We start from the raw sequence: 12,916 nt of genomic DNA on the forward strand, positions 1-12,916 counted from the left end.
GGGCTCACCCGTCGGTCCGCATCAGGATCGCCCCGCTTGGCGTGAGCCCGCCACTGCTGACCACCGCGACCTTGGCGTCCTTCACCTGGCGCTCGCCCGCGTCGCCGCGAAGTTGCGTGACGGCTTCGTGGATCAGGCCCATTCCGTGTGTCCGGCCGTGCGACAGCTGACCGCCGTGGGTGTTCAACGGGATCACCCCGTCGCGGGCGATGGCCTTGCCGCCGTCGAGGAAGTCCTTGGCCTCGCCGATACCGCAGAAGCCGAGAGCCTCCAGCCACGACAGGCAGTTGAACGAGAAGCCGTCATACAGCTCTGCGACGTCGACATCCTTGGGCCGCAACGAGGTTCGAGTCCACAGATGGGCGGCCTGACCGAGTACCTGAGGTTCGTGGGTCAGCGTGCTCTGGTCCCAGTCGGTGCGTTCGACGATCTGCGTGCCGACCGCCTCGAACAACACCGGCTTGTGGGGCATGTCTTCTGCGGTTTCGACGGCCGAGACGATGACCGCGACGGCGCCGTCACAGGGAACGTCGCAGTCGTACAACCCGAACGGGGTCGTGATCATCCGCGCGTTGAGGTAGTCGTCCATCGTCATGGGGTCGCGGTAGATGGCGGTCGGTTTCAGCGCCGCGTTCGCGCGCTGGTTGAGCGCGATCCAACCGAGCGTCTCGCGCGTGGTGCCGTAGCGCTCGAAGTGGCGCTGGGCGTTGAGCGCCAGCGTGTGCGCGGCCGACATCGCACCGAAGGGCATCTGCCAGCTCGAGGTTCGGGCGCCGCCCGGCGGTGACGCCTTGCCCTCCTTCATCAACTGCTGGAACGTCGCCTCCCACAATGTGCGGAAGCACAGCACGTGCCGGGCCATACCCGTGGCCACCGCCATCATCGCCGCGATGACCGAGCCGCCGGGTCCGAAGGTATCCATGCCGCCGTTGATCCACGCCGGGCGTAGACCGAGAGCGCCCTCCAGCGCGGCGACGCCGCCTTCGCCCATGCCCGCGATGTCCAACCCGGGATAGGTCGACAGGCCGTCGATGTCGTCGAACGTCAGACCCGCGTCGGCGACGGCGGCCTCGCACGCTTCGATCGTCAGCGACAGCGGCGGCACCATCAATCGCCGACCGAGCCGCGACGCACCGATTCCGGTGATCGCCGAATGCTCTTCGAACCGTTGGCGAGTCAGCGGCTGGCTCACGTGACGGGCGAAGTCCTGTGGTGCGATCTCGTCCTCGGCGACCGGGCCACTCTGTTCGTCGGCGCCGGGTGTGAAGACGGGCAGCCAGACAGTTCCGGCCCCATCGCCGAGCTGTTGAAACGTCACCTCGACGACTTGACCGAGTTTCAGGTCGTCGGGGTCGCAGTCGACGATGTTGGTGGTCAGTCGAACTCGCGGATCCTCGACGATCGCCACCTGGGCCACCACGTAGGGCGGCGGCAGGTCCGGGAAGCCGAACCGGTGGTTGACGGTGAACGCCGACAGCGTGGCCTTGCCGGAGACGTCGCGAATGCCCATGTTGTGGCTCCGGCAGTACCGGCACACGGGTTGCGGCGGATGGATCAGCGCCGTGCAGTCACGACACTCCTGGATACGCAGGACACCGTCGGCGCCGGCGGTCCAGAAAAACTCGTTGAGTACCGTCAGCTCGGGTAGTGGTCTTGTCACCGCACGAATCCCGAGATCGCCTCGTTGTCATCGGTTTTGGGTTCGGGTTCGGGCACCTCGTGTGCCTCCTGATGCACGGCGGTGTCGTCGGACGGCCGGTGTTCGCCCATGTAGATGATCGCGTGCACCGGGCAGTCCAATAGTGCGCGCATCACCGCGTCCCTGTCCTTCTCCGGCACCGTGCCGTCGCCGATGAGGGAGGCGTACCCCCAGTCGTCCAGGGAGAAGTACCCCGGGGCGTGCTTGGCGCATATCCCGAAGCCGTCGCACAGCGTCCGGTCGAGCCGAATCCGCAAGCCCTCACTCATGATTGAGCCACCGCCTCCACTTCGTAAGGCCGCACGGCGGCGAACGCGTCGGCGCGACAGGCCGTGCAGTCGTCGGTGAGGTGGCGAGCCACCACTTGTGGGAACTGTCGCAGCAGGCTCGCGGCGACGTTGGTGGCGCCGTCGAGAGTGCCACAGGCGCCACGCCCGCGAAGCACCACCGACCAACGCTCCAGGCGGGTGACGTCCTCCTGGGTGGCTACGCCGTCGCGCAGCGCCGACGTGACCGCGGCCATGGCGGCGGTGCCGTTGAAGCAGGATCCGCACTGGCCCGCGTTCTCCCGGTCGAAGTACGACATCACCGCGGCCGCGACGGCGACGGGGCAGTCGTCGGTGAGGATCGAGATGGCCCCGCATCCCAGACCGCTGCCGAGCCGGCGAACCGACTCGTGGTCGAGCGTCGCGTCGAGGATGTCGGTGTTGACCAGGCCGGCGAAGTAGCCGCCCATCAAGACGCCGGTGACCGCGTCGCTGGTGACCCCGTGCAGGTGCAGCAGATCGGAGAACGATGCACCGTGCGGGATTTCGTACAGCGCGGCTGGTCGTCCGCCGCCGGTGATGGTCGCGAGAAACGTCCCGGGAGACATCGGCGTGCCGACCGAACGGAACTTCTCGGCGCCGTGCTCATGGATGTAGGGCAGGTTGGCCAGCGTCTCGACATTGCTGACCATGGTGGGGACGCCGGCCACGCCTTCCTCGAAGGGCCGTGGCGGTTTGTCGGTCGGCTTGGCGGGTCCGCCGTTGATGCGCCGGACCGCGGCGGTCTCTTCTCCGGCCACGTACCCGGGTTCGACTGTGACGACGGTGATCTCGGTCGCGCCGAACGTTTCTGGTGGCACTTCGCTGAGCGCGGCGGTGACGGCGTTCGCGGCGGGGGAGTCGGAGACGTAGACGTATGCCCGGCGGGCGCCTGCGACGGCCGTCGCCAAGCGCAGACCGTCGAGCACGAGATGGGGCCGGTTACGCAGGAGCCAGCGGTCTTTGACCGACGCGGGTTCACCTTCTTCGCCGTTGGCCACGACGACGGTCTCCGAGCCGCGCTGGTGGGCATTGTGCACCGTGCGCAGTTTGGTGCCGATCGGGAACGCGGCGCCGCCGCGGCCCAGCAGCCCCGACAGGTCGACCTGCGTCAGCAGCGCATCGGCATCGATCAGCGGCCGGTATCCGCCCGCCCGGGTGTACTCGGCGTAGTCCTCCGTGCCCGCCTCCGACGGGCGCAACAGCCGCGGCGCGCAATCCGGCCAGGCGGCGACGGCGAGATCGGTGGCAGTAGAGGTCATGGCTGGTCCTTCCGGCCCGCGGATAGGCTGACGGACATGAGGACTGCGGTCGTGCGCGTCGGTGTCGACACGGCGGGCGAACTCGGCCCGGCCCAACTCGACGACGGCCTTGCTCGGCTGAGGGATTCGGCGGCTGCGCACGGTATCGAGGTGGTGGCCAACGATCTGGCCGGGTTGCCGCCGAAACGCCGTGAGGTCGAGTTGTTGATCGCCGGCGACGACCAGGACGAACTCCGTCGGCTCGCGGTCGACCTGTGCGACAAGGCATTCGGCACCACGCCGGTGCCCGGCGTGGTGACGTTCATCAGCCGCGGCACCGACGACGATGCGCACGGCGTCCTTGCCGGGCTCGGGCTGTCCGGGGAGATCGAACGGGTACCCGGCGACGACGGCTGGGACGTCATATATGTGACGTTGCGCAGGGCCGACCTCGAACGCGTTCCGGAGAGTCGGGTGCACACCGCGCTGGAGGCCTCACTCAACTGCGAGGTCCACATCCGTACGACGTAGTGCTTCCGGGCGAGCGCGCAGTCTCGAACACGAAGCGCCGTAGCCGGCGTACGAGGATGTGCCCTCACGGTTGTGGTGGATCCGCTCATCAACTGTCCAGGAACTTCAGAATTGCCGGCGCCGCCTGCACCCACGTGTCGAACAGGCAGAAGTCCTTTCCGCCGCTGGCCGCGAACTTCTCACCGGCACGCTCCCAGGCATCCTCGGGCCAGGGCGGGTCGATCAGCGTTGAGCCCTTGATCAGGCAGCTGACCTCGAGCGACGTGCGCTTCGGATGATCCCAGTCGTTCTCGCCGCCGCGGACGATCAATGTCGGCACCGTGATGTTGTCGAACATCTCGTCTTCGACACCGGGGATCGTTTGACCGGGCTTGGGCACGAAGGCGTTGAGCCAACGCAACATCACCTTCAGAAACTCGTCGACGTCGAGGGCTCTGAACCGCTCCTCGTTGCGAGGATTCTCGCCGATGCGCTCCTTCCACTCGGCGACGTGCAGCAGTCCGTCGATGCCCGCACCGCGGGCGGCCAGGATGCTCGGCACCACGTAGTGTCCGCCCAGTACGAAGGACCCGTATACGCCGCCGACGATGTTCCAGACCACCAGCTTTCGGACGATTTCGGGGTAGAGCATCGTCGTCAGCATCGAGTCCCGCGCCCCACCGGAACCGCCCGCGATGATGCACTGCTCGATGCCGAGACCGGTGATCAGCGCGTGCAGCGTTTCGGCGCGCATATGAGATTCGCTCTTACCGTAGAACTGCACGTCCGACTTGCCACAGTTCGGCCGATCCCACAGCAGCACGCGGTAACCGCCCGATGCCAGCGCCTCCGCCAGTGGCCGTAGGCCGGGAATCTCCTTGCTGAATCGGCCGCCCGGCGTCAGTGCGATGAATTCGCCTTCGTTGCCTAGGATTTCGTAGACGACGTGGCCGCCGTTGATCTCGACGGTCTCTTCGCCCGGTTTGAGAGTGGGGCCCGCGGCCTCCGTGGTGGTCATGCTGAGCCTCCGCGAACGTGCGCAAACTGCTGAATTTTCGCGGCGTGTCGTGTGCAAACACGCACGCTCACGCCAACAAGGGGACCTGTGATCATGCCTGGACCAACACCTCGTTGCCGACCACCCGCACGGGGTAGGTCCGGATGCTCCACTCCGGCTTGACCGCCGTGGTGCCGGTGGCCAGTTCGAAACCCCACTGGTGCCACGGGCAGTAGATGTACTCCAGATCGCGCACCATCACCGCATCGCCGGGCACGCTGTCGTCGACCACGGTGCGGCCGCGGGCACGTCCGGAACACAGCGGTCCACCCTCATGCGGGCAGTAGTTGGCGATCGCGTAGAACGTGCCGTTGACGTTGTAGACGCCCACGCCGTGGCGTCCGATCGGCACCAGTTTGTGCTTGCCCGGCGGGATCTCGTCGACCGTGGCGACGACGTGCTCACGCCCCTGGGCCAGCCGGGGCGTCTTCTCTTGTTCGCTCAACTCAGAACACCCGCACCTGGCCCTCGAGGGCCGGAACCGTGTCGGGAAGGTGATACGTCGCGATGCCGTTCTTGAACATCACCGCTTCCCGGGCATGCTCGGGCAGGTGCTTGACCAGCCAGCGTGGGTCGTCGAACGTCCAGTGCGGGTAGTCCGACGAGTAGAGCAGGATCTTCTCGCACTCCATCCACTCGAACGCGCGCGACAGCTCGGTCTTGTCCTCGGGGTAGTCCAGCGGCTGGGTGGTGAACTTGATGTGGTCCTTGACGTATTCGGACGGTTTGCGCTTGATGTCCAACCACGACTTACGGGCCTCGTAGATGGCGTCCATCCGCCACATCAGCGGCAGAATCCAGGTGAAAGCGTGTTCCACCAACACGATTCGCAGCGTCGGGAACCGGTCGAAGAGCCCGTCGAAGACCATGCTCATCACCTGGTTCGCGGCCAGCAGCGAGTAGGTGACCATGAAATCGTGGTTGTAGCTGGGGAATCCGACCGGCGGGATCGGCAGCTCCTCGTGATGGCTGCGGGACAGGTGGCAGCTCACCGTGATGTCGTTGCGGGTCGCGGCCTCCCAGATCGGGTTGTACTTGGGATCACCCCACGCCGGGCGGGGTTCGGCCTTGATCAGGATCTGGCCCATGTACGGGTGGCCGGCCCAGCGCTCGATCTCGCGGGCCGAATCCTCGGGCGCCTCGATCGCCACACAGATCGATCCGCGCCACCGCTCGTGCCAGTTGTTCTTGCTGTCGAGCCAGTGATTGGCCTGCCAGTCGTTGAGCGCGACGCTCATCGCGTGGTTGACCTCGGGGAAGCGCGCCGGGTAGGCGGCGGGTTCCAGGATCGCGATGTCGGCGCCCGCCTCCATGATCAGCTGCTTGAACGCCAGTTCGGGGTCGCTGCCCGCGAAGTTCCCGTCCGAGGGGAAGGTGTCGACCCGCATCGCGTACGCGTGGGCGTAGTCGGGTGCGTCGTAGTAGATCTGGTCGCCGATCCGCCGCGTCAGGAAGTACTTGCTGCGCCACGGCTCCGGGATGTACGGCGTCAGCTCACCCGCCCTCGGCGTGGGGTGAACGTCGGAGTCGACGCAGCGCACCGCGACGCGCTCCGCGGCGGGCTTGCGCTCTGTCACTGTCACCGTCATCGTGGCTCCCTGCCTTTCAACTGCGTCTCACGCCCTATCACTGTGCGCCCACTGCGGCACCGACGTCTATGCCGTAGAGCTCGGCGGCATTGCGCCAGCACAGCTTGTCGCGCTGCTCGTCGGTGTAAGCGGAGGGCACCGTCAGCTCGTTGAGCTGCCAGTGTGGATAGCTCGACCCGTACATCACCATGTCGTCCTTGCCGGTGAAGCTCAACCACTCGCCGGCGTAGTCCACATCGCCGGGCCCGTCCATCGCGCCCTGCACGAAGTAGGTGTGGCCGGGCAGGTAGTCGCTGGGCATCCGCGGCGCCCACGGGGTCTGCTCCAGATGTGGGCGCCCGAAACAGTCCATCCGCCAGATGAACGGCGTCAACAGGTCCGCCGCCCCATCGGCCCAGACGAACTTCAGCGTCGGCATCCTTTCGAATACCCCTTCGACGATGAGATTCATCAGGTGGTACAGGTAGTTCAGCGCCATGAAGCTGACGTAGTTCTCGTAGGTCCTCGGCACGCCCGACGGCGTCGGCGCGTACTGGACACCCGCCCCCACTTCGATGTGCACCGCGACCGGCAGGTTGGCCTCGTTGGCGGCCTCCCACAGCGGCCAGTACTGCGGCTTGCCGTACAACTCGCGGGACTGCAGGGGCACACCGATCTGCACGACCCGGGGATGGTCGGCGTATTTGGCGATCTCTCGCAGCGAACCGGAGATGTCGTCGGGGTTGACCCGGATGGTGCCGCGGAACTTCTCGGCGTACGGGTTGTCCTCGAGCCAGCGGCTGACCAGCATCTCGTTGTGGCCCGCCGCGATCGCGGTGCCCAGATGCCGGTCCGGCATGATGCCGCGGGTCATCGGATGCAGGATTGCGACGTCGACGCCGCGCTCGTCGAACAGATGCCCGCCGACGAACTCGGGGTCCGAGCCGGGGTAGCGGCGGTCATCCTCGGTGCCGGGGGCGTACTCGCCGCCGGGAGCGCCGTACCAGTCCATCTCGTAGTCGGGGAACCCGCGGCTCTTGAAGGGCTCGCGAAGGAAGCTGCGGAAGTCCTTGTTCGACTTGCTGAAGATGTGCACGCTGGCATCGATGACGGGGGTTTCGTAACCAGGCGGGGTCCCGTCCTGAATATGCATCACCAAGGCTGTCCTCCGATGTCATCCGGCCGTCGGCAGGCGCAGAAGAGCGCTGCGCGAGCGCCGAACACCTCCCAGTGTAAAGCGTTGTTCTTCAATCGCAAGAATCTAGTTCTCGACAAAACGCTTACTTTTGCGCAGGTCAGGGTGTCTGCTGGTCAGCTGCATGACACACGTTATGCGAAACGTGGTAGTCACGTCGTGAGAACGGTTACGCCGCGATTGGAGAATGTTATTCTCGCTGCGACGCGTTGCCCATCTTCGAGGCCCCGGGAGGCTTGGTGTTACTGGAGTTCGACGCCGATCAGCGGCTCTGGCAGGGGACCGTGCGCGACGCGGTGAGCAAGCAGTGCCCGGCCTCGCTGATCCGCGGCATCGCCGAGAACGGGGTGGACCCGGCGCCACTCTGGAAGACCTACGTCGACGCCGGGTGGACCGAGTTGGCCGACGCTGAGAACGCGGTCGAACTCGCGATCGTGCTCGAGGAGCTGGGCCGGGCCACCGACCCCACGCCGTTTCTGGCGACGCTGACCCAGTTCGCGCCGTTGGCCGGCGACCGTTTCGATGCGCAACAGGCCGGCACGGCGGTGTACGACGGCGTGTCCGCCCACCGGGTCGCCGACGGGTGGGTACTCGACGGCACCGCTCACCACGTGCTCGACGGTGACCGTGCCGAGCGCTTCGCCGTGGTCACCGATGCCGGCGTCTTCATTGTCGACGCCGACCAGGTCACGTCGCGGCGCAGCCCGGTCTTCGATCCGGTCCTGCACGTCGCCGAGGTGTCGTTCGACGATGTTCGGGTGCCCGACACGGTGCGGGTCCGCGCCGACTCCGAACGCGCCCGCCATGTCGCGCTGACCGGTATGGCCGTCAGCACCGTCGGCGCCTGCCAGCGCATCCTGGATCTGGTGCTCGAGCACGTCAAGCAGCGCCAGCAGTTCGGGGTCGCGATCGGTTCCTTCCAGGCCGTGCAGCACAAGGCCGTCGACATGCATGTCGCCATCGAACGCGCCAGGGCGCTGGCCTATTTCGCCGCGCTGACCATCGCCGAAGACGATCCGCGCCGACGGTTGGCGGCCGCCATGGCCAAGGCGTCGGCGGGGGAGGCGCAGGCGATCGTGTTCCGGCACGGGCTGCAACTGTTCGGCGCCATGGGATTCACGTGGGAGAACGACCTTCAATTCGCGCTGAAGCGGGCGAAGGCCGGCGAGCTGCTCCTCGGTGGCGCCGCCGAGCATCGCGCGATGATCGCGGAGGAATACAGGAGTAACAGTGCAGCTGTCCTTTGACACGGACGTCGAGGAGTTCCGCGCCGAGTTCGCCGCCTTCCTCGACGAGCTTCTGCCCTCGGAGGCGCAGACGCTGGATCGGCCGAAGTCGGTGTCGCACATGCCGCAGTGGGCGCGCGACTGGCAGCGGCTGCTGTTCGACAACGGCTGGCTGCTGCCCGCTCAGCCGCCGGAGTTCGGTGGCCGCAACGCGACCGTGCTGCAACAGTTCGTGCATCTCGACGAGCTGTGCCGGCGACGGATCTACCACAGCTTCAACCCGCAGGGCGTCAACATCATTGCCGCGTCGCTGATTTCGTTCGGGTCCGACGAGCAGAAGCACCGCTGGGCGGTGCCGGTGCTGCGCGCCGAGAAGACGGCGTCGCTGGGGATGAGCGAGCCGAGCGCGGGTTCGGACCTGGCGTCGCTACGGACTCGCGCTGAGTTTGTCGACGGCCCGGACGGGCCCTACTTCGTCGTCAACGGCCAGAAGGTGTGGACCTCGGGTGCGCATGACGCCGACTTCCTGCTGGCCTTCGTGCGCACCGACCCGGATGCGCCCAAGCACAAGGGCATCAGCGCGCTGATCATCCCGACGGACACCCCCGGTGTGGTGTGCCGGCCCTTCGCCGACATGACCGGCCAGGAGAACCTCGACTTCAACGAGGTCTTCTTCACCGACGCCCGCGTCCCGGCCGAGAATCTCGTCGGCCCGCTCAACGGCGGCTGGGGCGTGGCCAACGGCTCACTCGGACACGAGCGCACGATGATGTGGCTAGGCTTCGCCGACCGGATCGACAACATGATCGCCGACTTCCGGCCCCGTACCGCGCTCGAACGCGACCAGTACGCCACGACGATCATGGACTACCAGGCGCTGCGGGCGATGGGTTCGGCGGCGCTGGCCCGCGCATCACGCGGAGAGGCGGACACCGCGTCGGTGTCGGTGCTGAAACTGTTCGGGTCGGAGGCCGAGCGGCAGGCGATGGAGAACGCGCTGACGGCCGCCGGGGCCGACGGGCTCACCCATCCCTCGCTGAGCGGGCCGTATGCCCACATGAACCTCGACCACTACTTCGCCAGCTGGTTCGAGCGCTACGCCCGAAGCTTCGGCGGGACGATCGCCGGGGGCACCTCGGAGATCCAGCGCAACATCATCGCCACCCAGGTGCTCGGCTTGCCGCGGCGCTGACCATCGTGCCCGAGACGCTCGACATCGACCGGGGCCACCCCGGAATCGTTGTGCTGCAATTGAGCCGGCCCCCGCAGCTCAACGCGATCAACGCGGTCATGCGCGACGAGTTGAGGCGGACCTTCGCCGAGATCGCCGCAGACACGACGGTCAACGCCGTCGTGCTCACCGGCGCGGGCCGGGGGTTCTGCTCGGGCATCGACATGCGCAACTTCGGTCCCGACGCCGTGGACGAGTCCGCGCCCGCGATCGAGCGGCTGCGATTCCAAGAGGCCATGGCTGCTCTGCCACAGGCGATCTGGGACCTGCCACAGCCCGTGGTAGCCGCGGTCAACGGGCCGTGCGTGGGTGCGGGACTCGCGCTGCTGTTGGCCTCCGACATCCGGATCTGTTCGGATGTCGCCACATTCGGCAACGCCGCGATCCTGCTGGGACTGTCCGGTGCGGAGATGGGCATGAGCTACCACCTGCCGCGGATCGTCGGAACCAGCGTCGCGGCCGACTGGATGCTGACCGGCCGTACCGTATCGGCCGAGGAGGCCGACCGCCGCGGCCTGGTCAGCGAGATCGTCGAAGCCGACGGCCTGGTCGACCGTGCGGTGCAGATCGCCTCGACCATCGCCGAACACGCACCCCTGGGGGTCCAACTGACCAAGCGGGCGCTGCAGGCCAACACCGATGCGCCCGGACCGGCCGCCGCGATGGAATTGGAAAACCGCAACCAGGTGCTCAGCCATGCCACCGACGACGCGGCGCAGCGCCGCCGCAAGTGGTCCGGCGGCTGAGCCTCACACGGAAGGACGAGCAGTGGCCTGGGATTTCTCGACCGACCCGGACTGGGCCGACCAACTCGAGTGGGTCGAAGATTTCGTGCGCAACGAGTGCGAGCCGATCGACTATATCGTCAAGGAGTCGCACGACCTGCGCGATCCGGTGCGCCAGGCGCTGATCCCGCCATTGCAGGAAATCGTCAAGGAACGCGGACTGTGGGCGACTCACCTCGGCCCCCATCTCGGCGGCCCCGGCTACGGCCAGGTCAAGCTCGCGTTGCTCAACGAGATACTCGGCCGGTCGGAAAGCGCGCCGATCGTCTTCGGTTCGCAGGCACCGGATTCCGGTAACAGCGAGATCCTCGCCCATTACGGCACACCCGAACTCAAGGAGCGCTATCTCGAGCCCTTGCTGGACAACCGGATCGTGTCCTGCTTCTCGATGACCGAACCGCACGGCGGCGCGGACCCGAAGGTGTTCACCACCACCGCGACGCAGGACGGTGACCACTGGGTGATCAACGGCGAGAAGTGGTACTCCTCCTTCGCCTCGATGGCGTCGTTCATCATCGTCATGGCGATGACCGACCCGGATGCCCCGCCCTACCAACGGTATTCGATGTTCGTGGTGCCGGGCGACACGCCGGGCATCAACGTGCTGCGTGACGTCGGGCTGGGATACCAGCCGCTCGGCGGCGGGGGACGTGAGGGCTACGTCCGCTACGAGAACGTCCGGGTGCCCGCCGACCACATGCTCGGCCCCCGGGGCGGGGCGTTCGTGGTGGCTCAGACGCGCCTCGGTGGCGGTCGCATCCACCACGCCATGCGCACCGTCGGCCTGGTCCGGCGGATCTTCGACATGCTCACCGAGCGGGCGGTCTCGCGCTACAGCCAGGGCGAGGTGCTGGCCAACAAGCAGATGGTGCAGGAGATGGTCGCCGACTCGTGGATGGAGATTGAGGCGTTCCGGCTTCTGACACTTCAGACCGCGTGGAAGATCGACAAGTTCAACGACTACAAGGCCGTCCGGGCCGACATCTCAGCGGTCAAGGCGATGATGCAGAAGGTGCTGCACGACGTGTCGGCGCGGGCACTGCAACTCCACGGCTCGCTGGGCACGTCGCACGAGATGCCGTTCGTGCAGTACCTGACCGAGTCCTTCGTCCTGGGTCTGGCCGACGGGCCGACCGAGGTGCACAAGGTAACGCTGGCGCGGCTTCTGCTCAAAAACGTCGAGCCGGCGCCGGACGTGTTCCCATCCGAGCACCTGCTGCGCAAGCGGGCCGCAGCGGAAGCCAAGTTCGCCGACAAACTCGCGGGCATACCGCGCACCTGAGGAGGTCGATCGATGTCGTGTGACGGCAAGGTCGCGTTGGTGACCGGCTGCAGCCGGGGGCTGGGCAAGGCGATCGCGCAGCGCCTGGCGCAGGAGGGGGCGACCGTCGCGCTGACCGCGCGCACCATGGAGCCCGACCCGAAGTACCAAGGCTCGCTGCGTGAGACGCTCAAGGAGATCCAGGCCGGCGGTTGCACGGCGATCGCGGTGCCCGCCGACCTGTCCGACAGCGCAGAGCGGGAGAGTCTCTTCGCCGAGGTCGTCGACCACGTCGGCGCCCCAGACATTCTGGTCAACAACGCGGCCGTCACGTTCCTGCGTCCACTCGACCAGTTTCCCGAGCGTCGGGTGAAGCTGATGATCGAGATGCATGTGATGGCGCCGTTGCATCTGACTCAGTTGGCCATTCCCGCCATGCGCGAGCGTGGTCGCGGGTGGGTGCTCAACGTGACGTCGGTGTGCGGTGACCTGCCGGAGGGGCCGCCGTTCTCCGACTTCGACCGCAGCGCGGGGTTCGGCGTGTACGGGACCGTGAAGGCAGCGCTGAACAGGTTGACGAAAAGCCTTGCGGCCGAATTGTACGACGACGGCATCGCGGTCAACGCCGCGGCGCCGACGAATCCCGTCGCCACGCCCGGCGCGGGGACCCTCGACCTCGCCAAGACCGACACCGAGGACATCTCGCTGATCACCGAGACCGCGTACCTGTTGTGCACAGGCGAGCCGAGAACGTTGACCGGCCACATCGCGCACACGCAGACCTTCCTGCGCGAGGTGGGGAAGCTGCCGTGACGCACCGGACCTGCCCCGCGAGTGT

General features: G+C 66.9%; 13 protein-coding genes. 6 read left to right on the plus strand and 7 right to left on the minus strand.

Features of this window, described 5'->3' with window-relative positions:
* Positions 1-4: 4 nt before the first annotated feature.
* Genes RMCN_RS01060 through RMCN_RS01070 form a run of 3 tightly spaced genes read right to left on the minus strand, consistent with a single transcriptional unit; the run spans position 5 to position 3,266 of the window.
* Positions 5-1,660 (minus strand): thiolase C-terminal domain-containing protein, encoded by a 1,656-nt coding sequence (locus tag RMCN_RS01060; protein WP_064426253.1) that lies wholly within the window; start codon positions 1,658-1,660, stop codon positions 5-7.
* Positions 1,657-1,956: a ferredoxin gene (locus RMCN_RS01065; protein WP_231984718.1), complete on the minus strand. Its 300-nt coding sequence runs from the start codon at positions 1,954-1,956 to the stop codon at positions 1,657-1,659. The genes RMCN_RS01060 and RMCN_RS01065 overlap by 4 nt, the downstream gene beginning before the upstream one ends.
* Before the next feature lie 8 nt (positions 1,957-1,964).
* Positions 1,965-3,266, minus strand: a complete 1,302-nt coding sequence (locus RMCN_RS01070) for an NADH-ubiquinone oxidoreductase-F iron-sulfur binding region domain-containing protein (RefSeq protein WP_064397061.1) — start codon at positions 3,264-3,266, stop codon at positions 1,965-1,967.
* A 36-nt stretch (positions 3,267-3,302) separates the two neighbouring features.
* Here RMCN_RS01070 and RMCN_RS01075 point away from each other — a divergent pair, with 36 nt between their 5' ends.
* Complete coding sequence (locus tag RMCN_RS01075) at positions 3,303-3,776, plus strand: hypothetical protein (protein WP_064426252.1); 474 nt, start codon at positions 3,303-3,305, stop codon at positions 3,774-3,776.
* Between the two features lie 88 nt (positions 3,777-3,864).
* On the opposite strand, the gene RMCN_RS01080 is transcribed toward RMCN_RS01075, so the two are convergent.
* From RMCN_RS01080 to RMCN_RS01095, 4 genes are all read right to left on the minus strand, one after another.
* Positions 3,865-4,773, minus strand: coding sequence for an alpha/beta fold hydrolase (locus tag RMCN_RS01080; RefSeq protein WP_064426251.1), 909 nt, complete (start codon positions 4,771-4,773; stop codon positions 3,865-3,867).
* Positions 4,774-4,864: 91 nt separating this feature from the next.
* On the minus strand, positions 4,865-5,257 hold the full coding sequence (locus RMCN_RS01085; protein WP_064397055.1) for a Rieske (2Fe-2S) protein: 393 nt from the start codon (positions 5,255-5,257) through the stop codon (positions 4,865-4,867).
* Between the two features lies 1 nt (position 5,258).
* Positions 5,259-6,401 (minus strand): amidohydrolase family protein, encoded by a 1,143-nt coding sequence (locus tag RMCN_RS01090; RefSeq protein ID WP_064426250.1) that lies wholly within the window; start codon positions 6,399-6,401, stop codon positions 5,259-5,261.
* A gap of 37 nt (positions 6,402-6,438) precedes the next feature.
* Positions 6,439-7,533: an amidohydrolase family protein gene (locus RMCN_RS01095; RefSeq protein WP_064426249.1), complete on the minus strand. Its 1,095-nt coding sequence runs from the start codon at positions 7,531-7,533 to the stop codon at positions 6,439-6,441.
* A gap of 281 nt (positions 7,534-7,814) precedes the next feature.
* Here RMCN_RS01095 and RMCN_RS01100 point away from each other — a divergent pair, with 281 nt between their 5' ends.
* The 5 genes from RMCN_RS01100 to RMCN_RS01120 are packed head-to-tail and all read left to right on the plus strand — an operon-like array spanning position 7,815 to position 12,891.
* Positions 7,815-8,822 (plus strand): acyl-CoA dehydrogenase family protein, encoded by a 1,008-nt coding sequence (locus RMCN_RS01100; protein WP_064426248.1) that lies wholly within the window; start codon positions 7,815-7,817, stop codon positions 8,820-8,822.
* Positions 8,806-9,993: an acyl-CoA dehydrogenase family protein gene (locus RMCN_RS01105; RefSeq protein WP_067386590.1), complete on the plus strand. Its 1,188-nt coding sequence runs from the start codon at positions 8,806-8,808 to the stop codon at positions 9,991-9,993. The genes RMCN_RS01100 and RMCN_RS01105 overlap by 17 nt, the downstream gene beginning before the upstream one ends.
* A gap of 5 nt (positions 9,994-9,998) precedes the next feature.
* A complete protein-coding gene (locus tag RMCN_RS01110) occupies positions 9,999-10,778 on the plus strand; it encodes an enoyl-CoA hydratase/isomerase family protein (protein WP_067386592.1) in 780 nt (259 codons plus the stop codon).
* Positions 10,779-10,800: 22 nt separating this feature from the next.
* Positions 10,801-12,099, plus strand: a complete 1,299-nt coding sequence (locus RMCN_RS01115; RefSeq protein WP_067386595.1) for an acyl-CoA dehydrogenase family protein — start codon at positions 10,801-10,803, stop codon at positions 12,097-12,099.
* 12 nt (positions 12,100-12,111) lie between these two features.
* Positions 12,112-12,891: an SDR family NAD(P)-dependent oxidoreductase gene (locus RMCN_RS01120; RefSeq protein ID WP_067386597.1), complete on the plus strand. Its 780-nt coding sequence runs from the start codon at positions 12,112-12,114 to the stop codon at positions 12,889-12,891.
* The last annotated feature ends 25 nt before the right edge of the window (positions 12,892-12,916 follow it).

Origin of the sequence: Mycolicibacterium novocastrense (assembly GCF_001570485.1) — a bacterium.
GTDB classification, from domain to species: Bacteria; Actinomycetota; Actinomycetes; order Mycobacteriales; family Mycobacteriaceae; genus Mycobacterium; species Mycobacterium novocastrense.

What these genes read in the sequence shown, in the direction of transcription:
- RMCN_RS01090 (WP_064426250.1), bottom strand. Translation starts at nt 6,401, where the DNA reads ATGACGGTGACAGTGACAGAGCGCAAGCCCGCCGCGGAGCGCGTCGCG.
- RMCN_RS01120 (WP_067386597.1), top strand. Translation starts at nt 12,112, where the DNA reads ATGTCGTGTGACGGCAAGGTCGCGTTGGTGACCGGCTGCAGCCGGGGG.
- RMCN_RS01095 (WP_064426249.1), bottom strand. Translation starts at nt 7,533, where the DNA reads ATGCATATTCAGGACGGGACCCCGCCTGGTTACGAAACCCCCGTCATC.
- RMCN_RS01070 (WP_064397061.1), bottom strand. Translation starts at nt 3,266, where the DNA reads ATGACCTCTACTGCCACCGATCTCGCCGTCGCCGCCTGGCCGGATTGC.
- RMCN_RS01080 (WP_064426251.1), bottom strand. Translation starts at nt 4,773, where the DNA reads ATGACCACCACGGAGGCCGCGGGCCCCACTCTCAAACCGGGCGAAGAG.
- RMCN_RS01075 (WP_064426252.1), top strand. Translation starts at nt 3,303, where the DNA reads ATGAGGACTGCGGTCGTGCGCGTCGGTGTCGACACGGCGGGCGAACTC.